The organism is Kolteria novifilia (genome assembly GCA_007748055.1).
GTDB classification, from domain to species: domain Bacteria; phylum Planctomycetota; class Planctomycetia; order Kolteriales; family Kolteriaceae; genus Kolteria; species Kolteria novifilia.
The window spans coordinates 3,922,580-3,943,377 of record CP036279.1; the positions used below are offsets into that span (position 1 = coordinate 3,922,580).

At 64.6% G+C, this 20,798-nt stretch carries 31 protein-coding genes; all 31 read left to right on the forward strand.

From position 1 onward, the window contains the following. Positions 1 to 7 precede the first annotated feature (7 nt). Positions 8 to 649, forward strand: a complete 642-nt coding sequence (locus Pan216_RS14290) for a hypothetical protein (protein WP_145258662.1) — start codon at positions 8 to 10, stop codon at positions 647 to 649. A gap of 36 nt (positions 650 to 685) precedes the next feature. After that, positions 686 to 1,024: a hypothetical protein gene (locus tag Pan216_RS14295; protein ID WP_145258664.1), complete on the forward strand. Its 339-nt coding sequence runs from the start codon at positions 686 to 688 to the stop codon at positions 1,022 to 1,024. After that, positions 1,021 to 1,266 carry a hypothetical protein gene (locus Pan216_RS14300; protein ID WP_145258666.1) on the forward strand — a complete coding sequence of 82 codons (246 nt, stop codon included), beginning with the start codon at positions 1,021 to 1,023 and terminating at the stop codon, positions 1,264 to 1,266. Before Pan216_RS14295 ends, Pan216_RS14300 begins: the two co-directional genes overlap by 4 nt. Before the next feature lie 3 nt (positions 1,267 to 1,269). Continuing rightward, positions 1,270 to 1,596: a hypothetical protein gene (locus tag Pan216_RS14305; RefSeq protein ID WP_145258668.1), complete on the forward strand. Its 327-nt coding sequence runs from the start codon at positions 1,270 to 1,272 to the stop codon at positions 1,594 to 1,596. 1 nt (position 1,597) lies between these two features. Further along, positions 1,598 to 2,635: a hypothetical protein gene (locus Pan216_RS14310; protein ID WP_145258670.1), complete on the forward strand. Its 1,038-nt coding sequence runs from the start codon at positions 1,598 to 1,600 to the stop codon at positions 2,633 to 2,635. A 248-nt stretch (positions 2,636 to 2,883) separates the two neighbouring features. After that, positions 2,884 to 3,141 (forward strand): hypothetical protein, encoded by a 258-nt coding sequence (locus Pan216_RS14315; protein WP_145258673.1) that lies wholly within the window; start codon positions 2,884 to 2,886, stop codon positions 3,139 to 3,141. A gap of 3 nt (positions 3,142 to 3,144) precedes the next feature. Next, positions 3,145 to 3,615: a hypothetical protein gene (locus Pan216_RS14320; RefSeq protein ID WP_145258675.1), complete on the forward strand. Its 471-nt coding sequence runs from the start codon at positions 3,145 to 3,147 to the stop codon at positions 3,613 to 3,615. After that, complete coding sequence (locus tag Pan216_RS14325; RefSeq protein ID WP_145258677.1) at positions 3,608 to 3,958, forward strand: hypothetical protein; 351 nt, start codon at positions 3,608 to 3,610, stop codon at positions 3,956 to 3,958. The genes Pan216_RS14320 and Pan216_RS14325 overlap by 8 nt, the downstream gene beginning before the upstream one ends. Before the next feature lie 37 nt (positions 3,959 to 3,995). After that, positions 3,996 to 4,481: a DUF488 domain-containing protein gene (locus Pan216_RS14330; RefSeq protein ID WP_419192519.1), complete on the forward strand. Its 486-nt coding sequence runs from the start codon at positions 3,996 to 3,998 to the stop codon at positions 4,479 to 4,481. Between the two features lie 122 nt (positions 4,482 to 4,603). Then, entirely contained in the window at positions 4,604 to 4,978 is a 375-nt protein-coding gene (locus tag Pan216_RS14335) for a hypothetical protein (RefSeq protein WP_145258681.1), read from the forward strand. A gap of 10 nt (positions 4,979 to 4,988) precedes the next feature. After that, on the forward strand, positions 4,989 to 5,780 hold the full coding sequence (locus Pan216_RS14340) for a hypothetical protein (protein WP_145258683.1): 792 nt from the start codon (positions 4,989 to 4,991) through the stop codon (positions 5,778 to 5,780). 58 nt (positions 5,781 to 5,838) lie between these two features. After that, positions 5,839 to 6,207 (forward strand): hypothetical protein, encoded by a 369-nt coding sequence (locus Pan216_RS14345; RefSeq protein WP_145258685.1) that lies wholly within the window; start codon positions 5,839 to 5,841, stop codon positions 6,205 to 6,207. A gap of 83 nt (positions 6,208 to 6,290) precedes the next feature. Continuing rightward, positions 6,291 to 7,361, forward strand: coding sequence for a C1 family peptidase (locus Pan216_RS14350; protein ID WP_145258687.1), 1,071 nt, complete (start codon positions 6,291 to 6,293; stop codon positions 7,359 to 7,361). 53 nt (positions 7,362 to 7,414) lie between these two features. Next, a complete protein-coding gene (locus Pan216_RS14355; RefSeq protein WP_145258689.1) occupies positions 7,415 to 7,816 on the forward strand; it encodes a hypothetical protein in 402 nt (133 codons plus the stop codon). 10 nt (positions 7,817 to 7,826) lie between these two features. After that, complete coding sequence (locus Pan216_RS14360) at positions 7,827 to 8,159, forward strand: hypothetical protein (RefSeq protein ID WP_145258691.1); 333 nt, start codon at positions 7,827 to 7,829, stop codon at positions 8,157 to 8,159. After that, positions 8,156 to 8,896: a hypothetical protein gene (locus tag Pan216_RS14365; protein WP_145258693.1), complete on the forward strand. Its 741-nt coding sequence runs from the start codon at positions 8,156 to 8,158 to the stop codon at positions 8,894 to 8,896. The genes Pan216_RS14360 and Pan216_RS14365 overlap by 4 nt, the downstream gene beginning before the upstream one ends. 15 nt (positions 8,897 to 8,911) lie before the next feature. Next, a complete protein-coding gene (locus Pan216_RS14370) occupies positions 8,912 to 9,175 on the forward strand; it encodes a hypothetical protein (protein ID WP_145258695.1) in 264 nt (87 codons plus the stop codon). Beyond that, a complete protein-coding gene (locus tag Pan216_RS14375) occupies positions 9,176 to 10,576 on the forward strand; it encodes a hypothetical protein (protein ID WP_145258697.1) in 1,401 nt (466 codons plus the stop codon). 98 nt (positions 10,577 to 10,674) lie between these two features. Further along, entirely contained in the window at positions 10,675 to 10,905 is a 231-nt protein-coding gene (locus Pan216_RS14380) for a hypothetical protein (RefSeq protein ID WP_145258698.1), read from the forward strand. 59 nt (positions 10,906 to 10,964) lie between these two features. Continuing rightward, positions 10,965 to 11,297: an HNH endonuclease signature motif containing protein gene (locus tag Pan216_RS14385; RefSeq protein WP_145258700.1), complete on the forward strand. Its 333-nt coding sequence runs from the start codon at positions 10,965 to 10,967 to the stop codon at positions 11,295 to 11,297. Positions 11,298 to 11,301: 4 nt separating this feature from the next. Beyond that, a complete protein-coding gene (locus Pan216_RS14390; RefSeq protein ID WP_145258702.1) occupies positions 11,302 to 11,724 on the forward strand; it encodes a hypothetical protein in 423 nt (140 codons plus the stop codon). Continuing rightward, positions 11,724 to 12,473: a DNA-methyltransferase gene (locus Pan216_RS14395; protein ID WP_419192520.1), complete on the forward strand. Its 750-nt coding sequence runs from the start codon at positions 11,724 to 11,726 to the stop codon at positions 12,471 to 12,473. Before Pan216_RS14390 ends, Pan216_RS14395 begins: the two co-directional genes overlap by 1 nt. Continuing rightward, positions 12,473 to 12,937, forward strand: coding sequence for a phage terminase small subunit P27 family (locus Pan216_RS14400; protein WP_419192521.1), 465 nt, complete (start codon positions 12,473 to 12,475; stop codon positions 12,935 to 12,937). The genes Pan216_RS14395 and Pan216_RS14400 overlap by 1 nt, the downstream gene beginning before the upstream one ends. 15 nt (positions 12,938 to 12,952) lie before the next feature. Beyond that, a complete protein-coding gene (locus Pan216_RS14405; RefSeq protein ID WP_145258708.1) occupies positions 12,953 to 14,596 on the forward strand; it encodes a terminase large subunit in 1,644 nt (547 codons plus the stop codon). Continuing rightward, positions 14,593 to 16,314 carry a phage portal protein gene (locus Pan216_RS14410; protein WP_145258710.1) on the forward strand — a complete coding sequence of 574 codons (1,722 nt, stop codon included), beginning with the start codon at positions 14,593 to 14,595 and terminating at the stop codon, positions 16,312 to 16,314. The genes Pan216_RS14405 and Pan216_RS14410 overlap by 4 nt, the downstream gene beginning before the upstream one ends. 51 nt (positions 16,315 to 16,365) lie before the next feature. Continuing rightward, on the forward strand, positions 16,366 to 17,259 hold the full coding sequence (locus Pan216_RS14415) for a S49 family peptidase (RefSeq protein ID WP_145258712.1): 894 nt from the start codon (positions 16,366 to 16,368) through the stop codon (positions 17,257 to 17,259). A gap of 12 nt (positions 17,260 to 17,271) precedes the next feature. Then, the gene (locus Pan216_RS14420) at positions 17,272 to 17,502 is read left to right on the forward strand and encodes a hypothetical protein (protein WP_145258714.1); all 231 of its coding nucleotides are present in this window, start codon (positions 17,272 to 17,274) and stop codon (positions 17,500 to 17,502) included. Beyond that, entirely contained in the window at positions 17,499 to 17,789 is a 291-nt protein-coding gene (locus tag Pan216_RS14425) for a hypothetical protein (protein WP_145258716.1), read from the forward strand. The genes Pan216_RS14420 and Pan216_RS14425 overlap by 4 nt, the downstream gene beginning before the upstream one ends. A gap of 545 nt (positions 17,790 to 18,334) precedes the next feature. Next, complete coding sequence (locus tag Pan216_RS14430) at positions 18,335 to 19,666, forward strand: phage major capsid protein (RefSeq protein ID WP_419192522.1); 1,332 nt, start codon at positions 18,335 to 18,337, stop codon at positions 19,664 to 19,666. A 151-nt stretch (positions 19,667 to 19,817) separates the two neighbouring features. Further along, positions 19,818 to 20,273, forward strand: coding sequence for a hypothetical protein (locus Pan216_RS14435; protein ID WP_145258720.1), 456 nt, complete (start codon positions 19,818 to 19,820; stop codon positions 20,271 to 20,273). Positions 20,274 to 20,351: 78 nt separating this feature from the next. Beyond that, entirely contained in the window at positions 20,352 to 20,687 is a 336-nt protein-coding gene (locus Pan216_RS14440; RefSeq protein WP_145258722.1) for a hypothetical protein, read from the forward strand. Positions 20,688 to 20,798: the final 111 nt, after the last annotated feature.

Consider the following 20,798-nt stretch of genomic DNA (forward strand, 5'->3'; position numbering starts at 1 on the left):
CTTCCCAATGCACGAACACGCCAAGGGATGGCGCGACAACACGCCCCTGGCCGAGATCACCTTTCGCGATCTCCGCGAATACCTCCTCCGGGGTGGCAAGAAGTTGTGGAACGAAACCGGGTCGCTCAAGCTTCTCGGCGAGTCAGTCGCCAGCCATTCCGAGAGGCTGCAACGCCTCGAACAACAACTCGACTGCCGTCTCGGCGCCGCCGAGCGTCAGCTCGCCATTCTCCCCGATCGTCTCGATCGCCCCCCTCGGCCGACGCCGGCCCCGCGACCGAGTCCCAACCTCGAGCGAATCATCGAGCGAATCGATCGCCTCGAAACCAAGCTCGCCGAACTCCCCGAACCTCGATCGCCACCCCCGGCCGACACCCGGACCAGGGCTAGCTTGGCGAAGGCGCTCGCCCGCGTCCGCGACGCCCATCGTCAGCACGCCGAACTCGAGCTAGGCCTACGCGCCGTCGGCGAGCTCGTTCTTGGGCTCTACCTCGAAACGCATCCCGACGACCCCGATGGCGTCGCCGCCTTCGTCGAGTCGTTGCTGGCTCAGTTTGAGGGGGAGGAAGGAACCACAGAGGACACAGAGGACACAGAGAACAACCCTCTCCACTGGGGAGAGGGTGGCTTGCGTGAGCAAGCCGGGTGAGGGGGATCCGAAAGGCTTTCTTAGAGGGGTTGATCCGTGAGCAAGACAGCGAAGCTACGCGACTACCAGTCGCAAGCAAGAGGAATCCGGCTCATCGCCACCGCCGACGAAGTCGAACATCGAGCGTCGGTCGTGACCGACTGCATAAGGGAGTTCGTCGCGGACCAAACGAACAAGCACAAAAAACATCGGCTCGCGATCGCGATCGCCCGACTTGAGGGGCAAATCTGGGGCCTCGTTGACGCTGTCGGGTTTCCGCCCGATACGGGCAAGCATCTGTCGCCCTACCCCGCGCCCAACGGAGAGGGTCCACCCGATCCACCTCGCCCCAACCCCTCTCCTCGAGGAGAGGGGCTTGAAGGAGAAACGCCGTGACCACCTCCAACACAAACACCCTCCTTGGCGGTCCGTTCGACGGCCTGTCGGACTACCACGCCGGGCCCGACGTCATCTACCTCGCCCACCCCATCGTCGACGAAGGCGAACAACGCCTCGCCGCATGGGCGATCTACTACCGCAGCAGCCCCACTCTCTTCACCTACGCCGGCTCGGCGCCACCCGGGAGCAACGAGGGGGATTGGGAGACGATCGCCGAGGCCGCCAAGGAAAGGACCTAGCCAATGTCACCAAGCAAAGGGCTTCTCGATCTGGCCCGCTCCCTCAAACTGAGCGTCTATCACCTGCTCGGCTGGTCCCACACGCCGCCGCTGCCCCATGTCCCGACGATGCGCGGCGGCCCGATGGACGGGAAACGCCTCGACCCGAAGATGCTCCCCTCGGCCGGCATGCAAGTCTGCGCGACCTACGTCGTCTACGCCTCCGGCAAGACGAAGCGGCTCTCGTGTTACGTCCTCGCCGCCGACGGCGACCTCTACTTCGCCGGCGTCCTCCAGGACATCAACGACGCCGAAGAGACCGTTCAACGAGAGCTCACGCTAAGGAACTAGCATGGCCAAGGAACGCGGCCGCGTCATCACGACGCGAGAAATCTACCAGTGGGGGCTCGATCAATACGCGCTCTATCTCTACCTCTGCATCCACGACCGGGCAAACTTCCGCGTCGGGAATCGATGTCGACTCAACACCACGGAATTAGCCAGCGGGGCCAACTGCTCGCCGCGCCGAGCCCTCAAGGCGAAGGCCGAGCTCGTCGATCGAGGATTGATCCGCGTCATCAAGCCCAAGCTTCCGAACCAACCCCACCAATACGAGCTCCTCGAGCCGGCCGAGCTACCACTCTTCGCCACCGAGGAGCAAGAGACTGAGCCAACGGGCGCAGCGCACGCCGTGCACCACGGTGATTCCCCTCGTGCACCACAGCATTTCCCCTCGTGCACCACGGTGATGCACGACGTGCATCACGGTGATTCCCCTCGTGCACCGCGCTCTTATAGAGAAGAGAAAGCTCTTTTAGAAAGTGTGTGTGAAAGGGGGCTGCGCGTCGTCCATGCGGACGACGACACACACGCGCCTTCGTCGATCGCCGAGAATCCGCCCCGCGAGCTCGTCGCCACCGTCGCCGACCTTTGCCAGCCGACCAAGTCGTCCCACCACGTCGCGAACGCCAAGCTGGCCCAGGAGGCCGGCCTCACCTGCGACGACCTGCGGACCTTCCTTCCGCGAGTTCGCCCGCCGAATTGGCGCAACAACCCCAAGCCGGCCCATCACCAGTTTGCCGACCTCCTCCCCGACCTCGTCGCCGCCAAGGCGGCCGCCGCGGCCGATGCGCGGAAACGCCACGACGCCGAGCAGCGCGACCAAGCGACGCTCGCCGCCGATCGACGGCGGCACGAAGCCCGCCAAGCGTGGCAACGTCTCCCCCCCGAGGAACAAGAGCGTCGGCTTCGCCAAGCGAGGGCGCAGCTCGGCCCCTCGCCCCCAGGCCTCAACCTCGACGGCCCGGCAAGCCAAGTCGCGATCGAGACGCTGGAGAAAGAACTCCTAGCTCGGCCCCTCGCCGATCGCGGCGGAGGATCGGCCGGATGATCCGACAAGAATTGCTCCCTCTTGTCCACGGGACAAACCAATTGCTCCCCCTTGTCCAAGGGGGAGTTAGAGGGGGTCTCCGTGACCTCCGCGACCTCTGTGGTAAATCGTCCCAACGAAATGGAGAAGACCCCATGCCCCACGTCCTCGAGCTAACCAATAACGACGAGACCAACAGAAGAGATCGACCTCGCCGTTCATGCCTTCGTTGCGAGGTACGCCAAACCACCGAAGAAAGGGGTTTCCCCATGACGACGATCAAGCTCCCCAACTCGGAGCTCGAGATCGAGATCGCCACCGAGAAATACGGCGTCACGCTCACGGTCGAGTTCCCCGACGAGCTCGTCCGCCGGATCGTCGACAAACGCGGCCCCGTTGTCATCCTCTCCCAACTCACCCCCGAGGAGTCGTTGCGATTCAGCAACGTGATCTGCGATCACGCCTACGCCGCCATGGGCGCGATGCTCGATCGCGGCCTTGAACTCCTCGCCGACCCAACGGAGTAACCCATGCCCACGTTCGACATCAACAACGACGGCGAAGTCCTGCTCGGCATCCAAACCGCCGAACGCGACGTGGTCTTCAGCATCGAGCTCTCCGACGACTGGATCCGCTTGATACCACGCCACGGTCGTGTTCGTCTTTCCATGAAACTCGCCCCCGTCGAGGCCCAAGAGCTCTCCAACGCATTCCTCGAAGCATCCCTCCAAGCGACCAAGAACCACTTCGCCGACCGAATCCGTCGCCTCAGCCCGTGCGTTCCGATTACTCTCGTTGGCTTGTCCCCGTTCCAACAGTCCGTGGAGGACATCGACCAAGCCCGAGCACGCGGCAAGGCCTTCGGCGAGATCGGTCCCAAGCCGCAACCCGCCGACTGTCCCTACGAAACCGACGAGTTCCGTACCGCCTGGTTCCAGGGTGCGTACGTCGCTTGGGGAATGAGACGCGGACCCAAGGGATGGACGTCGACCGATGGCTAACGTCCTCTACCTCGTGACGCGCCCCAAGGCCCTCGACCACCTCGTCGACGGCCCGCTTCCGCCCGACACGAGCCGCAAGGCCGATTGGGCGTGGTCGACCGATCCCCACGATCTGCGGACCTTCGCCGGCTACGCCACCGCAGAGGCCATCGCCACGCGACTCGGCGCGACCGTCACCTTGATCGACGCCGGCGTCTACGAGGAACGCTGTTGGTTCGCCGTCCCCGAATCACTTCGCCTCACCGTCGAGACGAAGACCACACGACGCCGACGACGTCCCCCGGCCCACGACGACGGTAAGTGGATCCAACTTCTCTTTTGGGCGGACCTGAAGAAGAAATGAACCACAGAGGTCACAGAGACCACGGAGGTAGATCACGTTGACCATTCAGCTATCGACCATCGGATACGGCGGCTCGACCGTCGAGGACCTCCTCACGACGCTGACCGTCGCCGGCATCGAGACCGTCGTCGACATCCGCGAAATTCCGATCAGTCGCAAACGCGGCTTCTCCAAGAACGCGCTGCGTGACCAACTTCGTTCCGCCGGCATCGCCTACGAACATTTTCGCAGTCTCGGATCGCCGCGCGAGCTGCGTCACGCCCTACGCGAGACCAAGGACTATCACCGCTTCTTCGACGGCGTCGCCCAGCATCTCCGCCGCGACGAACCGCAAACCGACCTCGCGACGGTGATCGCCCTGGCCGAGACCCGGTCGACTTGTCTCCTCTGCTACTGTCCCGACTTGACCCGTTGTCACCGCCGCAAGCTCCTTGAGGCGATCGAGCGACACGCGGAGTTGTCGGTCGACCATCTCGTTTCCGGGGAACCACTCTTGACCGCTTCCCCTCCGCGATCTCCGTGATGAAATCCTTCCTCCGACCGACCCCCGTTTGATCGCCCGCGATCATTTGATCGCGCCCCGTTTTTCGCCCCCGACCTGCTAACCTCCCCGTCAGCTAATTGACACTGACGGTCGAGGGGTCGATGCCCGAACAGAACGACTTTCCGCAGTTCCCCCACACCGAGCTCGAGACGTGCGCCAAGCTCTTCAAGGCCGGCGCCATCGACGCCGAGCCGGCCAAATTCGCGTGGGCCTCGTGGGTCGTCGAGGGGTTCCTGCTCCGCCACGTCTTCGGCTCCCGCCTCCCCGATCCCCACTACCGGCCCGGCAAAGACGATCAGTTCGCCGCCCGGATGCTCGACGATATCCTTCGTCCCTCCGGCACCCGCTACGAATCCCTCCTCCTCACCCCAGGACCGGCTCGTTGCCTCGCCGCCTATCTCGCCCGCACTCGCGCGGCCCTCCTCGACCCCCACGACCCCGCGACCGTCAACTCGCTCAAGACCAAGGCCGCCTAAGGAGACCACGATGCCCACGGAGCGAACGCAACTCCAGAAAGACGCCCGCTTGATGCTCGCCCTCGGCGTCCTCCTCTCACTCCTCGCGATCGCGAGCCTCGCCATTGCCGATGAGCCCAAGGCGACCTTTCAGACGCTTGGAAAGCCCCAAGTCGACGCCTTGATGGTCCTCGATGCCGTCGGCTCGACCGGCGATAGCTTCCGCTGGGAAGTGATCCCCGACGCCAAGGTCCACGAATTCGGAAACCAAGGGCAAAAGATGGTGTTCTTCATGCCACCCCATCCGGGCAAGTTCACCGTCTTACTCATCGCCGCCGGGACCGTGGGCGAAGGGAAGATCGTCACCACTGACGTCTCGCGCATCGAGATCGTCGTCCCGGACGACAAGCCGCCCACTCCGGAGCCCGACAACCCGGCTCCCGGGCCGGACCCCGATGACCACGCCCCGGCCCCCGATCGAGACCTCCCCGCTTGGGCGGACGAGCTCCGCAGCGACGTCGCCGCCTGGACCGCCGAGCTACCGCCCGACGCCCGCGATCGAGCCACCCTGCTCGCCTACGTCTTTTTCGTCAAAGCCGCCTGCACCGGCTGCACGATCGACGACGCCCAGCAGCTCATGACCGAGACCGGCAACGACAAACGGGGCGTCACCGCCGGCTACGGCACCGATTGGGAGACCTGGACCAACCGCTTCGTGGCACGCCTCAAGCAGCTGCACGCCGATGGTCGGCTCGAGCTCCTCGAGGACTTTCGCACCGCGTGGACCGCCATCGCCGGCGGCTTGATGAAGGGGCGTCAATAGGGCGCCACGCTCGGAATCGTGGCTTGCGCCACGCCACCAAACCATCGGAGTCAACACCGTGAGCAATCCCGATTTCACCAACACGCAAAAGAGCGGCTGGCTCGCCGCCGGCGTCGCGATCGGCTCGATCGTCGCGTCGATGTTCCAAATCCAGCTTCAGGTGCCGATCAAGTTGGACCTCGCGACCAGGATCGTCGAGCTCAAGACGAGGAACGAAACCACGGAGGTCGCGGAGGAAACAGAGGAGGATTGCGGCTGCGACGACGAGATCGTCAAACCGATTCCCTTCGAACCCGTCGTCGACGAGATCTGGGCACCCAAGCCCGACTTGCGACCACGCAAACCGGCCCCTCGACCAGTGCCCGCGACCAACGACGAAGCGACCTCTCGCTCTCAGCGCAACAAACTCGGCGGCGCTTGCCCCTAAGCCGGATGTCAGGCAATGGCCTGACCTACGGAAGAACCGTCCGTCAGTGACCGACCCTCGACCTCTCGAAACGGAACCGCCTCATGGACCTCTCGACCTTCAAGGCCTGGATCGCCGCTATCAAGGCCCGCCCGAAAACCGCCTTCGTCCTCTCGATCGCCGCCGCGATCCTCTCGGCCGTCGCGTACTATCAACCCGACCTCATCCCTGACTTTGAGAACAACAACGAACCGCCGGTCGAACTCATGGGTTGGGCCGGCCCCGACGCGGCCGAGAAGGCCTACGCCGAACTCGCGCCGACGCTCCCTAAATTCGCGATCGAGGGACACGAGGACAGCCGCGGCGCGATCGTCCACCTCTGGGACTTCGCCAAGCAGCTCAACGGCGAGCACATCCCGACCGCCACCCAGCTCGTCGGCGACTGCGTCTCGCAGGGAGCGGCCAACGCGGTCAACTACCTCGCCGCCATGGAGATCGTCCGACTCGGGGAACACGAGGAACTGCGCCTCGCCTTCGCTCCCTACATCTACGGCTCCGCCCGCGCCTACGTCGGTGGCGGACGCATCCCCTGCAACCAGGACGGCGCCGTCGGCGTCTGGGCCGCCAAGGCACTCCAACAGTACGGCGTCCTCGCGGCCGACGCGGAAGGATGCCCCGAGTACTCCGCCAAGATCGCCCGCGCGTGGGGCTGCGACGGACCCCCCGACCAGTTCCAGCAGCTCGCCCGGGCGCAGATCGTCAAGACCTTCGCGCGCGTCACGACCTACGACCAAGTCCGCGACGCCCTCGCCAACGGCTACCCCGTGACGGTCGCCAGCGATGTCGGCTTCCGCATGAAGGGGCAAGTCGAAGACGGCAAGTTGTGGGGCATTCCCAAGGGAAACTGGGCCCACCAAATGTGCTTCGTCGGCATCGACGACACGGCCGACGTGCCCCGCTTCGCCGGCGGCGGCAAGGGGGCGGTCTACTGCCTCAACTCGTGGGGGCCCGATGCCCACGGGGAGTCACCCGACGGCGCTCCGCCCGGCGGCTTCTGGATCGGAGCCAACGTCGTCGATCGCATGGTCGGGCAAGGCGACTCGTTCGCCTTTTCCCAGTTCGAGGGCTTCAAATCGCAGGACCTCGACTTCGACGTCCTTTTGTCGAGCGAGTAGGAGCGTCATCCGTCTCCTCTCCACCCGCAACTCTCTAGCCCGGAGGGCTCCCCATGAACGCTCACCTCATCGTCCTGGTCGCCGGCATCCTCGGCGCCGACCTCGACTTCGACGTCCTCGCCGGTCCGTGCTGTCGGCGTCCCGTCCTCACGCGTCGCGTCGTCTGCCGCCCCCACTGCTTCGACGTCCTCGCCGGCGACGCCTGCACGCCGACGGTGACGAAGACGAAGAAACCAACCACAGAGGACACAGAGACCGCGGAGCCGGAGAACTCCGCCTTGGAAACGACGGGGAAAGCCGACGAACCGACTCGTCTCCATCTTCCCTCTGCGCCCTCTGGGGCCTCTGTGGTTCAACCTTCTCCGCCCCGTCCGCAGCGTTACCGCGTCGAGCTCCGCAAGATCTGCACGCCGCACGGCTGCGAAATGCAACGAGTCCTCGTCCCGATCGAGTGAGGGTTCCCTGGTGACCAAGCTCTCCTCTCCACTCTCTCCGGACTCCTCGCTCGCGCAGCGTTTCCGCGTGATGGGCCAATGGTACGCCGAACGGCCGACCCGAGACTGCCCGGGACAACTCGGTCAGCTCTTCCTCGTCTGCTTCGGCCGCTCCGAAGCCGCGTGCCGCCGCCACCTACCCGAAGCGCTGGCCGAGTACTCCCGAGCCGATCTCGCCAACATCGCCTGGTTTTGGCTCGAGGCTTGGAACGGCGACGAGTACGTCCCGATCCGCGACCTCAACCTCTCCACCATTCGCCGGCGCGCCGCCGCGATCGAGACCAACAGAAAGCGCTCCGCATGAGCTGGTTCGGGCAACTGATCAACTGGGCGAACGTCCGCATCCGGGGCGGCACGATCGAGAACACCGCGATCGGCGCGGAGGTTCCGGCGGCGGCCTCGTTCACCTCCATCATCACTACCGACGACGTCACCGTCAGCGGCATCGTTACTCTCCGTGCCCCCGCCACGTATCTCTACCTGGATGGTGATCAGGGTGTGGCGAACTCCTGCAACCTCATCCTTCGCCCAAACAGCGACAGTCTCGGCGACTTCCTATCGATCATCGCTTTCTCCGGACTCCACGCGACCAATCCCAACCGATACCGAATCACCGGCGTCCTAGGTGGCAACGCCAAAGGACAAATGCAGATTGCCGACGACGGGGTGACCTTTCGCCTCGGCAACGTCAACGTCCAAGACGAGTTGTCCGTTGATGGCACGATCACCACCGACACGCAGTACGTCGTTAGCAACGTCGCCCAGACGCCCCACACTGGCATTCTCTCCGTTCGTCCCAATGGCGGCACGCAACTCCAGTCAGTCGGCGGTAATCTCTACCTCTACGTCAACAGCTACGACCTCATCATCGCCAAGACCAACGGCGTCGCGATGCAGCGACTCCACAACGCGGAACCGTCCAATGGCACCGACATGACCTTCGACGACATGCTCGCCCCCTACATGTCCGGCAGCGACCTCGTGTTCAAAACTCGCGACAACTCGGGAACGATTCGCACCCACACCATTCCCGCCGACTGACCCCGTGAGGATCTCATGCCCGAAGAAATCATCGATGCCGAGTACGCGATTCAATTCCGGGGCACGCAGGCGCAGATCAACCAGAAGATCGCCGCCCTCGCGGGCCGCGCGACCCACGATCCCCCCGAGGGCGAGACCCTCCTCCAACGAGCCAACGCCCGCGTCCGCTTCCTCATCGATCAGGACGAGGCGCGCTGGCTGCACCGCCTCGCGAAACAAGGAATCGATCTCGACGACCGCGCCGAAACCAGAGACCCGCAGGCCGAGGCCGAAGAGTAAATGGCGACGCTCAGTCACTACACGACCACCGGACAAACGCTCTACGTCTTCGTCCTCACCCAAGCGGGACAAGTGTGGGACGGCTCATCCCTCGTCGACTTCGACGCCGGCGATTGGGAGGACTACGTCCTCGAGCTCGCCGAGACCGTCGCGGGCAGCGGCGTCTATGCGCTCACCTGGCCTCCCGAGATCCCGGCCGACGCCACGTACCTCGCCGTCCTCTTTGAACAGGAAGGCGAAGACCCCGCCTCGACCGACGCCTGGACCATCGCGACCCCCCAGCACTGGGACGGGACGACCCTCCTCTCCCCCCTCACGCTCGGCGCCGCGATCGAGGACCTCGCCGGCAACGTCGGCGCGATCAAGACGAAAACCGATCAGCTCACCATCGCCGCCGGCGACATCCACGCGACGCTCGACGGCGAGACCGTCACCGTCGGCACCAACAACGACAAGGCGGGCTATTCCCTCGAAACGCCACCGCCCACTACCGACGCCATCGCCACCGCCGTCAACACCACGCTGACGGCTTCCCACGGCAGCGGCTCCTGGACCACGGCCGACCTCTCCGGAATCGACACCGCGATCACCGCGATCGGGACCAACGTCGGCGCGATCAAGACGAAAACCGATCAGATCGCCTTCAGCTCGGGGGACGTCCACGCGACGCTCGACGGCGAGACCGTCACCGTCGGGAGCAACAACGACAAGACGGGCTATTCGCTCCAGACCGCTCCCCCCACCGCCGACACCATCGCCGCCGCCGTCAACACCGCCCTGACCACTGCCCACGGCTCCGGTTCCTGGACCACGGCCGACGTCTCCGGAATCGCCGCTGGCGTCGACGCTCTCGCCAGCGCTGTCGCGTCGCTCCCCGAAGACGTCGTCGACGCAGTCCTAGGAGCGACCGCCGAGGACTACAACGAGGAAGAGACCATCGGCGAACGAATCTACAACGCCGGCTCCCTGGGCGATCCCTTCGCCAACCCGGTCCCCGGCTCCTACCCGCAAGGCTCCGCCGGCCATGCCCTCGGCAAGATCGGTACCGCGACCATCAACGTCATCAGCCCACAAACCGAGAGCGGCGACATCACCGTCGAGATCGGCGCCTCCTATGACGCCGCCCTGGGGAGGGCCTTCGATTGGCAGACCAGCGACGCCGCCACCTGGCCCGACCTTTCCGACGCCACCGCGACCTTCCGCGCCGAGAAAGGGACCAAAACCCTCACCGCGACCGCGACCGTCGTCACCCCCACCGGCGCGAACAAGAAGGTCCGCGTCGAACTCTCGTCCGAAGAGACCGCCACGCTCCGCGAGGGCATTTGGCCCTTCACGATCGACGCCGACTTCGACGGCGAACTCGTCCCGCTGGTCAACGGCAAGATGACGGTTCCCGAATGATGTCCCCCCTTGTCCAAGGGGGGGATTAAGGGGGGTCGGCCACGCAAGGACAAGAAGAAGTGAACCACAGAGGGCACAGAGAGCACGGAGAGAATGCCATGAGCAGAAAATCCAGAGATCTCACGAAGACGCCGTTGCCCGTCGACCCCATCACGGAGTTCTTCGCCTACGACCACCTACCGCCGCATCTTCAAGAGGTCAGTCGGCCGTTCAAGGAACTCGTCGATCACCTCGCCTTGACGTTGCCACCGAACGAGGAACACGCCGTCGCCCTCCGCAAATTGCTCGAGGCCAAGGACTGCGCCGTGCGCGCGGAACTCATGGGCTAACCCTCCGCGTCCTCCGCGACCTCTGTGGTGAATCTTCTTTGCAAGCGAGACGGCCGACGATGCCCCGACGAATTCCGACCTATCGTCCACCAAGTCTCGCCCCTGATCAGGGCGACCCCGAGACCGAACGTCGCCGCCGGTACCAGCGCGAACGCACCGACCAAGCGTTCCAACGCTTCTACCAGTCGAAGCGCTGGCGACGCTTCCGCAAGTGGTTCCTCGCCCGGCAGCCGCTCTGCATCGACTGCGAGGCCGCCGGCCGATTGAAGGAAGCCGACCAACTCCACCACGTCGTCAAGCTCAAGGACGACTGGAGCCGTCGATTGGATCCGACGAACGTCGTCGGACTGTGCCGAAGCTGTCACTCCAAACGAACCGCGAGAGGAGAATAGACCCATGCCCGAAGCACTCGAGATCTTCGAAGCCTTCGCGACCAAGGTCGCCGGCGAGCATCTCACGAAGAAAACACGCGACGACCTCAAGCCGGGCGTCTATCCCGTCGACTTTCGCGCGCGGATCACCGGCGAGCTCACCGTCGGCTTCAACACCTCCGGAGTCACCAACAAGGCCCCCGACGCCAAGACCGTCGCCGCCCTCCTGCTCGCCCGGATGTCCCGCAAGCAGCGCAACGCCTTCGCCCAGGAGCTCGCCGACGCCAAACACGAGGCGACCACGGTCGACACCGATCCCGAGTTCATGAAGGAAGCGGCCCAAGTCGTCGAACTCCTGACCCGCGCCGAACCGAGCTCGAAGCGCGGTTCGGTCACCGGATCCTTCACCGTCACCCGCCACGCAACGCCCGGACGAAAGGTTGCTTGATGTTTCAGGTTGGAAACGGCGTGCTCCACCACGGAGACGTCCTCAAGGTGCTCCCAACATTCGATGATGAATCGTTTGACGCGACGATCGCCGACCCGCCCTATTGCTCTGGAGGAAGAACACACAACGAACGACTCGCGGACCCCTCGAAGAAGTACTGCCACTCCTCCACCGGGCGTTACGCCAGCTTCATGGGCGAGACCCGCGATCAACGAAGCTGGGGATACTGGTGTTCGCTGTGGCTCTCCGAATGCTGGCGGATCACTCGTCCGATGGGCTATGTCCTTTGCTTTGTGGACTGGCGTCAACTTCCTACCCTCACCAACGCCATGCAAGCGGCCGGCTGGATTTGGAGAGGAATCCTCTCCTGGGACAAGACCGAAGCGGCCCGTAGCCCGCACACCGGCTACTTCCGTCATCAAGCGGAGTTCGTCGTTTGGGGAACGAAAGGATCGTGCCGACGTCGACCAGGGGAAGGCCCCTGGCCCGGCGTTCTTCGTCAACGCGTCGACACGAGGGAGAAGTGTCATGTCGCCGGCAAGCCGACGGAGCTCCTCAAGCGTCTCGTCACGATCGTTCCCCAAGGAGGTGTGCTCCTCGATCCGTTCGTCGGCTCGGGGACTGGCCCCCTCGCCGCCGAGGCGAAGGATCGGCAATGGGTCGGAATCGAGATGGATCCGCATTGGTACCAAGTCGCCGCCGATCGACTCCGTCTGGCAGCGGCCACCGCCGCCCGAAAGGCGGCTTGATGGGAGCACGCGGACCGAAGAAAACGTCCGACGCCACCAAGCGCTTGCGAGGGACCAACCGCAAGGACCGCGACGACCAGTCCCTCAAACTCAAACGCGGGATCCCGACCCGTCCCAAGTGGATCGTTCACGAGGTCGCCGTCATCGAATGGGACCGCGTCGTCGAGATCCTCGCGAACGACAACGTCTTGACGCTAGGCGACCAAGGGATTCTCGCCCTCTACTGCCAAGCCTACGCCGACTGGATCGAAGCCAAGGAGGTCATTGAGGACGAGGGGATCACCACCGAGACCGACAAGGGCAACGTGATCCAGCATCCCGCCGTCGGGGCTTGCAACAAGGCGTGGGAACGCTGTCTCAAGGCAGCCAAGGAACTCGGGCTCACGCCCGCCAGCCGCTCGCGAGTCGATCGCGAGCCCGACGCCGAGGAGGATGGCTTCGCGGCGTTCATTCGAAACAAGTGACATGCCGGTGGAGCGATGTCAAAGTTAGCCAGTTTGAAGAAGAAAGCCCAGCGTGAGGGTTGGCACCGGTGGATCCGGACGCCCGCCGACGAGGCTGCGCTTCTGGACGGATGCTACGTCGACGAAGGCGCCGGACGCCACGTCTGCGAGTTTCTCTCTCAGTTCCTCCGGCACACCAAGGGGAGTTTCGCGGGCGAGCCGTTCGAGCCGCTGGACTGGCAACGCGACGACTTGCTCATCCCCGTCTTCGGTTGGAAGCGACCGAACGGCTATCGTCGCTTTCGCCAGGTCTACCTCGAAGTCCCCAAGAAGAACGGCAAAAGCACGCTCGCCGCCGGAATCGCGCTCTACCTACTGCTCGCCGACGGCGAGCCCGGTGCCGAGGTCTACTCCTGCGCCAACGACAAGAACCAGGCGATGATCGTCTTCCGCGAAGCGATGAACATGGCGAAGAAATCCCCACTCATCGCCAAGCGTCTCGAGTTCATCCAGTCGAAGGCTCGCATGATTCACCACGCGACCGACTCCTTCTACGCCGCTCTCTCGGCCGACGTCCCGACCAAGGAGGGCATCAACGCCCACGCCATCATCTTCGACGAACTCCACGCGCAACAGACTCGCGACCTCTGGGACACCCTTCGCTACGCGGGCGCCGCCCGCAAGCAGCCGCTGCTCGTTTCCATCACGACCGCTGGCGTCGACCGCCACTCGATCTGCTACGATCGGCATGAGTACGCCCGGAAAGTCATCGACGGCGCCGTCCTCGACACTACCTTCTTCGGCCAGGTCTACTCGGCTGATCGCAAGGACGATTGGACCAGGCGACAGACCTGGTTCAAAGCGAATCCCTCCCTCGGACTGACGATCGACGTCGACGCGTTCGCGGCCGAGTGCCAAGAGGCCCAAGACTCGCCGACTCAGGAGAACGCGTTCCGCCGTTACCGCCTAAATCAATGGGTCGAGCAAGTCACCCGCTTTCTGCAAATGATCAAGTGGGACGCGTGCGGCGATTCAGTCGAACGCCGCTTTCTACGCGGCGAGCGTTGCCACGGCGGTCTTGATCTCGCCAGTACGATCGACGTCGCGGCCTTCGTCCTCGTCTTCGGCGACATGGAGCACGGCTACGACATCCTCCCCCACTTCTGGATCCCCGCCGAGAACATGCGCGAACGCGTCCGCCGCGACAAGGTCCCCTACGACGTCTGGGCACGGCAAGGACTGCTCACCCTCACCGAGGGAGAGTCGATCGACTACCGCGCCCTCCGCCGCGACATCAACGCCCTCGCCGATGAGTTCGTGATCGAGAAGATCGCCTATGACCGCCACAACGCCACCCATCTCGCGACACAGCTCGTCGAGGAGGATGGCCTCGAGCTCAAGGAATTCCGGCAAGGCACGATCTCCTTCAACGAACCGACGAAACTGCTCGACACGCTCGTTCGCCGCCAAAAGCTCCGTCATGGAAACAACGCCATCCTTCGCTGGATGGCGAGCAACGTCGCGGTCAAGACCGACCCCGCCGGGAACCTGATGCCCGACAAGGCCAAGTCGACGGAGAAGATCGACGGCATCGTAGCGCTGATCATGGCGCTCGCCATGGCGATGCTCGATGTCGACAAGAAGTCCATCTACGACAAGCGAGGGCCCCTCGTCCTATGATCGACTCCCTACTCAAAGTCTTCGGCCTCGCGCGGCTCTCGGAGCCTTCGACCGCCAACGACGCCCGCCCCCCGATCGTCGCCGGACGCCCCAAGGCCGGCGTCTACGTCAACGAAGACATCGCGCTGACCTACATGACCGTCTGGACCTGCGTCAAAGTCCTCGCCGAGACCTTCGCCGCGCTCTCCTGGCACGTCTACCAGGAAACCGACGACGACATCCGCAATCGCCGCAAGGGACACCCCGTCGCCAAACTCTTGCGACGGCCGAACCCGCGCATGACCGCCTACACCTTCAAGCTGACGATGGCGCTCCACCTCAACACCTGGGGCAACGCCTACGCCGAGATCGTCCGCAACCGCCGCGGCGACCCGATCGCCCTCTGGCCGCTCGAACCCCACCGCGTCACCGTCGAGGTCAACAACGAGGGCCGCATCATCTACAAGGTCGCCAACCCCAACCGTCCCCCCGCCCAGCTCAACCCCGAGGATGTCTTTCACGTCAAGGGGATGTCTCCGGATGGGCTCGTCGGCTACTCACCGATCCAAGTCGCCCGCGAGTCCATCTCCCTCGGGCTCGCCTGCCAGCAGTTCGCCAGCGAGTTCTTCGGCAACGGCGCCAACCCGGGCGCGATCTTCGAACACCCCGGAGAAATGTCCGAGGAAGCCCAGGAGCGATTTAAGAAAGGTCTCGACGAGTACCGTTCCGGCCACAGCAAGGTTTGGAAGGCGCTCGTCACCGAAGAAGGGATGAAGTACCAGGCGACGACCATCCCCGCCAAGGACGCGCAATTTCTCGAGACCCGCAAGTTTCAGCGCTCCGAGATCGCCGGCTTCTACCGTGTCCCCGCCCACAAGATCGGCGACCTCGAACGCGCCACCTTCTCGAACATCGAGCAACAGGCGATCGAGTTCGTGACCGACGCCATGCTCCCGGTTGCGATCAACTTCGAACAAGAGGCGGATGCGAAGCTCTTCAACGAGCGCGAGCAAGGGGACCACTACACCAAGGTCGACCTGCGCTCGCTTTTGCGCGGCGACTCGGCCGCCCGCGCCGCCTACTACCAGATCCTCATGCAGATCGGCGTGCTCAGCGTCAACGAAGTCCGACGCCTCGAGGACATGAACCCCGTTCCCGGTGGCGACCTGCGACTCGTCCCACTCAACATGACCACGCTCGAGCAAGCCGCGCGTGGCGAGCTCGGTGGAAACTCCGGAGCGACCGACCACGAGCGATCCCGTCAGTCGGGCAAGCTCACCCCGACGCGCGCCGCCGCGGCCCTCGGCCCCATCCTCCAAGCCGCCGGCGAACGACTCGCCGCCAAGGAGACCAACGCCGTCCGCCGCGCCGCGTCGAAGTACTCGGGCAAGCCGGACGATTTTTCGGCCTGGCTCGACAAGTTCGTCCAGGACCATCGCGAGACGGTGGTCGACGCCTTCACCGCGCCGCTCGAATCGATGGGCGTCCTCGTCGCCGGCGACGACGACGAGCGCCGTTGGAACCTCATTGCCGAAACCCTCACCGATCGTCACCTCGATCATCTGCGATCGGACGTCGCCGACGCCTTCGGCCAAGGGACCGTCGACGCGCTCCTCGAGCAGTGGTCGCAGCGGCCGACCGCGATCGCCGCCGAGCTCCGCCAACAAGCCCTCCTCACCGGCCGCAAGGCGGGCCTCGACCCACCCTCCGACGACGAGGACCTCCCCATCGCCGCCTAACAAGACCCCGTAGGTCAGGCCATTGCCTGACACCAACGAAAGGACACCGCCATGCTTCCCCTCGATCCCCTGTGGGCCATCAACCCCCTTCGCCTCCAGCCTTGCCTCGAAGCGCTCCGACAGGAGATGAGAAAGGAGAAACCAACCGCCGGCCCCGCCGCCGACGCCGAGCGCGACGCCCTTCCCCTCACCGTCTCGGGGACCGTCGCGATCCTCCCGGTTCGCGGCGTCATGCTCAAGGGACTCGAGTACGCCCGCTACCGGGGTGTCTCGTCGAACGTCGCGACCCGCCTGGCCGTCGAGGCCGCCGTCGCCGACGACGCGATCGAGTCGATCCTCCTCGACGTCGATTCCCCCGGCGGTTCCGTGGCTGGACTCGCCGAGCTCGGCGACACCCTCTTCGCCGCCCGCGACTCGAAGAGAGTCATCGCCCACGTCGACGGCGTCTGCGCTTCGGCCGCTTATTACGTCGCCGCCCAAGCCCACGAGATCTATTCCGGCCGCATGGACTGGATCGGCTCGATCGGCACCTGGCTGCCCCTCTACGACTTCTCGAAGATGTTCGAGGCGGATGGGATCGAAGTCATTCACCCCAACACCGGTCCCTTCAAGACCGCCGGAGCGATGGGCACGAAAGTCACCGACGAGCAACGCGCCCATTTCCAGTCGTTGGTCGATGGGTTCTTCGACGACTTCGTCGCCGCGATCGTGCGCGGGCGTGGAATGACCGAGAAAGAAGTTCGCGCCCTCGCCGACGGCCGCGAGTTCTTCGCCCTCCAAGCGATCGCCAACGGCCTCATCGACGGCATCAAGTCGATGGACGACGTCCTCGCCGACCTACGTCCCCAGAGCCCCGGGCGCCGAGCTCCCGCCGCGGGCTCGGCTTCACCCCCAAGTCGACGCGCCCGCGCTCAAGTCACCCTCATGAAGCAACGCCTCGGTTGACTTGGTACGTCGATGAACCTCAACGAGAACCCCCGGCTCGAGAACCTCGAAATCTCCGACGACCCGGCCCTGTGCGGGTTTCTTGTCGACGTTGTCGATACGATCTACAAGGAGCACGCGCCCGGCGACTTCGGGACCGACGTCCCGACCCTCTTCGCCATGGAGAACGTCGAGCTCCCCGGACGCATCACCGCCCGCGAGATCGAGGGGCTCAAGCCACCCACCACCGGGAAGATCGGATGAACGCCGAGCTCAAAAAGATCGTCGCCGAGGTCAAGCCGACCCTCAAGGCGGAGACCCCCGACGTCATCCTCGAGGCGATCGCGACCCAGATCCTCACCGCTCGCGAGGCGCGCAAGGCTCTCGATCGCGACGGCCTCATGGTCCGCGACGCCAAACACAACCCCGTCGCCCATCCCGCCCTCGACGCCGAACGAGCCGCCCAAAACCAGCTCACCGCCCTCATGAAGCCTTGGCTCGCCAAGGTCTCCGCCCGCCGAACGCCCCCAAAACGTCGCGCTCGCACCTGAGACGAAATGAACCACAGAGGACGCAGAGACCACAGAGCAAAGAGAGACGCATCGTGAATACGCCAACTTGAATCAGCGGCATCCCGTCCCGACCCGGCCGCTACTGGCATCGCGACGAGGTCGTCGAGATCCGCGACCGCGACAGGATCTCCCCATTTGTCCCTACTCTGCGCTCTCCGTGACCTCTGTGGTAAATCTCCTCCCGTTCTCCTGAACTCGTTCCCAAAATCCATCCCCCGCTAGTGCTGCAAAATTCCGTGAGCGTTTGCTAGCCTCCCCTCATGCACATCGTTCGCCCAGGCGCTGACGCCGAGCCGTCATCCGTTTGAGCGAATAAGCGACGCCTACCCCATGCCGAGTCTTGGGCACGGTGATCGGTACTCACGACCGCACAACCTTCGCGGCCCGCGTTGCCGGATGCCCTGCGCCGAGATTCGGCCTCTCCTTTCCCCACCACGGGACAAGACCGAGGCCCGCCCTCGGTCGCCCATGAGACTTGGCTCCGGTTCCTGATGCCACCCCGCGATCCAGACCGGAGCCCGACCGTGACACTCGAACAACTGCTCGCCCGCCTCCAAGAGATCAACACCGAGTCCCAGGCGATCGTCGACAAGGCCAAGGCCGAAAACCGCGACCTCTCCGACGACGAAACCAAGCAAATCGACGCGCTCGACGACGAGTTCACGAAGGTCAAGGGCAACGCCGACCGCCTTGAACGCATCGCCCAGCAGCGCCAACACCTCGACTCCTCCCCCGGCCGCCAAACCGACCCCACCAATCCCGCCAGCGACCCCCCGCGCGGATCCACCGGCCGCGTCCCCGGTACCGCCCGCGATCACGAACGCGAGGGATGGGGACCGTTCGCCGACGCCGGCGACTTCGGCATGGCGGTCTATCAGTCCTGCCTACCCGGCGCCACCGTCGACCAGCGACTCACCCAGCCCTACGCCGCCGATCCCACCAACTTTCATTCCGAGTCGAGCGACGGCTACCTCATCCCTCCCCAGATGCGCCAAGAGATTTGGGAGATCGTCTACAGCGGCAACGACCTGCTCAACATGGTCAGTCCCGAACCGACTCAGGCCAACTCCGTCGAGATGCTCGCCGACGAGACCACCCCCTGGGGCGCCTCCGGAGTCAAGGCGTACTGGCGATCCGAAGCCCAGCAAATGACCGCGACCAAGACGTCGGCCGACAACCGCACCGTCAAGCTCAACGAGATGTATGTCTTCGTCGAGGCCTCCGATGAACTCCTCGAGGACGCGCCGAGACTTTCCAACCGTCTCACCAACCACGCCGGACGGGCGATTCGTTGGAAGAGCTCCGACGCGATTGCCTACGGCGACGGCGTCGGCAAGCCCCTCGGCTACTACGACTCCGCGGCCCTCGTCACCGTCGCCCAGGAGGCCGAGCAAGAGGCCGACACGATCAACGCGACCAACGTCGTCAAGATGTTCTCGAGACTTCTCGTGACCGACGGTTCAAAGCCCGTCTGGCTCGCCAACTCGGACATCCTTCCCCAACTCATGGTCATGACCGTCGGCGACACGCCGATCTGGACGCCCCCCAACGGTTTCGCCGGCGCCCCGGGTGGCTTCCTCCTCGGCATCCCGATTCAGTTCTCCCAGCATGCCAAGACGCTCGGCGACAAGGGCGACCTGCAACTCATCGACCCGATGGGCTACTACGCAGCCACGAAGCGCACCGTCCAGGCCGCTAGTTCCATCCACCTCTACTTCGATCGCGGCGTGACCGCCTTCCGCTGGACCTTCCGCATGGGCGGCCAGCCCTTCCTCTCGGCTCCCGTCGCGCCCGCCCACGGCACCGCCACCAAGAGCCACTTCGTCGTCCTCGAGGAACGCGCCGGCGGCGGCTAGCAGCTAGCCGAGGCCAACGATCGAGAGACCAAAGGAAAAGGAACCACAGAGGACACGGAGAACTCAGAGCGAAGACCGGACATTCGATTTCCCTCCGTGCTCTCTGCGACCTCTGTGGTTAATCTCCCCCGCAGCCACCAAGGACAACACGATGACCATCGCGAACCCGAACATCAAGCCGTCGAATCAAACCGCCCTCGTCGGCGTGATCACGCCCCAGACCGTCACCGCCCCCGACGACGTCACCACCGCGTGGCTCGACATGGGCCAATTCTTCGGCGCCCTCGCCACCGTCTTCGTCTCCGTCCTGCCCGCGTCCGCGACGCTCGACGCCGTCATCGAGCAAGCCAAGGACGATCAGGGGACCGACGCCGAGGAGATCACGACCCTCGCGATCACCCAGCTCACCGAGGACAGCCTCACCGGCCAGGCGATGATCAACGTCCGCCCCGAGGACCTCTCCTTCAACGACGGCTTCACCCACGCGCGGCTCAAGATCAGCGTCGCCGGCGATGACACCGTCGTCGCCGGCTTGCTCCAGGCCTTCTACCCGCGCTACGGATTCGCCGACCACCTGACCTCCGTCGTCGAAGTCGTCGGCGGCTAGCGCCGAGAAAGGAGAGAGTCGACCCGAACGAGTTCTCCTCTCTCCTCTCCACCCGCAACTCTCTAGCCCGGAGGGCTCATGAAGATTCGATTCACCGCAACCCGCACGGTCCAGACCGCCGCCGGCAAGGGCCGGACCTTCAAGGCGGGCTGCCTCTACGACCTCACCCCCGGCGCCGCCCGCCACTGGCTTGCGCGCGGCGTCGCCGAGGTCGAACCCGAGCCCTTCCCGTCCAAACAAAAGCCCGCGGATTCCCCGCCGGTCTCCGACGAGGACTCCGAGCCCCAAGCGGAGACTCCCGTCGATCCCGACGATCCACGACTCAACCATCCCCACGTTCACCTAGTCCAGAAGGCACGCGCGAAGCGCACCCGAACCAAGCGAACGAAGAAGGCGGCCGCGAAAGCCACCTAGGCCCGGGAAGAAGAAGCGAACCACAGAGGACGCAGAGGACACAGAGCACGATTTCCTCCTCCGTGCTCTCCGCGACCTCTGTGGTGAATTTCTTCCGCTTCCAAACAGTGA

Coding starts and splice junctions, on each gene's coding strand:
- Pan216_RS14290 (WP_145258662.1), top strand. CDS start 8: ATGCACGAACACGCCAAGGGATGGCGCGACAACACGCCCCTGGCCGAG.
- Pan216_RS14305 (WP_145258668.1), top strand. CDS start 1,270: ATGTCACCAAGCAAAGGGCTTCTCGATCTGGCCCGCTCCCTCAAACTG.
- Pan216_RS14310 (WP_145258670.1), top strand. CDS start 1,598: ATGGCCAAGGAACGCGGCCGCGTCATCACGACGCGAGAAATCTACCAG.
- Pan216_RS14315 (WP_145258673.1), top strand. CDS start 2,884: ATGACGACGATCAAGCTCCCCAACTCGGAGCTCGAGATCGAGATCGCC.
- Pan216_RS14320 (WP_145258675.1), top strand. CDS start 3,145: ATGCCCACGTTCGACATCAACAACGACGGCGAAGTCCTGCTCGGCATC.
- Pan216_RS14325 (WP_145258677.1), top strand. CDS start 3,608: ATGGCTAACGTCCTCTACCTCGTGACGCGCCCCAAGGCCCTCGACCAC.
- Pan216_RS14335 (WP_145258681.1), top strand. CDS start 4,604: ATGCCCGAACAGAACGACTTTCCGCAGTTCCCCCACACCGAGCTCGAG.
- Pan216_RS14340 (WP_145258683.1), top strand. CDS start 4,989: ATGCCCACGGAGCGAACGCAACTCCAGAAAGACGCCCGCTTGATGCTC.
- Pan216_RS14350 (WP_145258687.1), top strand. CDS start 6,291: ATGGACCTCTCGACCTTCAAGGCCTGGATCGCCGCTATCAAGGCCCGC.
- Pan216_RS14355 (WP_145258689.1), top strand. CDS start 7,415: ATGAACGCTCACCTCATCGTCCTGGTCGCCGGCATCCTCGGCGCCGAC.
- Pan216_RS14365 (WP_145258693.1), top strand. CDS start 8,156: ATGAGCTGGTTCGGGCAACTGATCAACTGGGCGAACGTCCGCATCCGG.
- Pan216_RS14370 (WP_145258695.1), top strand. CDS start 8,912: ATGCCCGAAGAAATCATCGATGCCGAGTACGCGATTCAATTCCGGGGC.
- Pan216_RS14375 (WP_145258697.1), top strand. CDS start 9,176: ATGGCGACGCTCAGTCACTACACGACCACCGGACAAACGCTCTACGTC.
- Pan216_RS14380 (WP_145258698.1), top strand. CDS start 10,675: ATGAGCAGAAAATCCAGAGATCTCACGAAGACGCCGTTGCCCGTCGAC.
- Pan216_RS14385 (WP_145258700.1), top strand. CDS start 10,965: ATGCCCCGACGAATTCCGACCTATCGTCCACCAAGTCTCGCCCCTGAT.
- Pan216_RS14390 (WP_145258702.1), top strand. CDS start 11,302: ATGCCCGAAGCACTCGAGATCTTCGAAGCCTTCGCGACCAAGGTCGCC.
- Pan216_RS14395 (WP_419192520.1), top strand. CDS start 11,724: ATGTTTCAGGTTGGAAACGGCGTGCTCCACCACGGAGACGTCCTCAAG.
- Pan216_RS14400 (WP_419192521.1), top strand. CDS start 12,473: ATGGGAGCACGCGGACCGAAGAAAACGTCCGACGCCACCAAGCGCTTG.
- Pan216_RS14405 (WP_145258708.1), top strand. CDS start 12,953: ATGTCAAAGTTAGCCAGTTTGAAGAAGAAAGCCCAGCGTGAGGGTTGG.
- Pan216_RS14410 (WP_145258710.1), top strand. CDS start 14,593: ATGATCGACTCCCTACTCAAAGTCTTCGGCCTCGCGCGGCTCTCGGAG.
- Pan216_RS14415 (WP_145258712.1), top strand. CDS start 16,366: ATGCTTCCCCTCGATCCCCTGTGGGCCATCAACCCCCTTCGCCTCCAG.
- Pan216_RS14420 (WP_145258714.1), top strand. CDS start 17,272: ATGAACCTCAACGAGAACCCCCGGCTCGAGAACCTCGAAATCTCCGAC.
- Pan216_RS14425 (WP_145258716.1), top strand. CDS start 17,499: ATGAACGCCGAGCTCAAAAAGATCGTCGCCGAGGTCAAGCCGACCCTC.
- Pan216_RS14435 (WP_145258720.1), top strand. CDS start 19,818: ATGACCATCGCGAACCCGAACATCAAGCCGTCGAATCAAACCGCCCTC.
- Pan216_RS14440 (WP_145258722.1), top strand. CDS start 20,352: ATGAAGATTCGATTCACCGCAACCCGCACGGTCCAGACCGCCGCCGGC.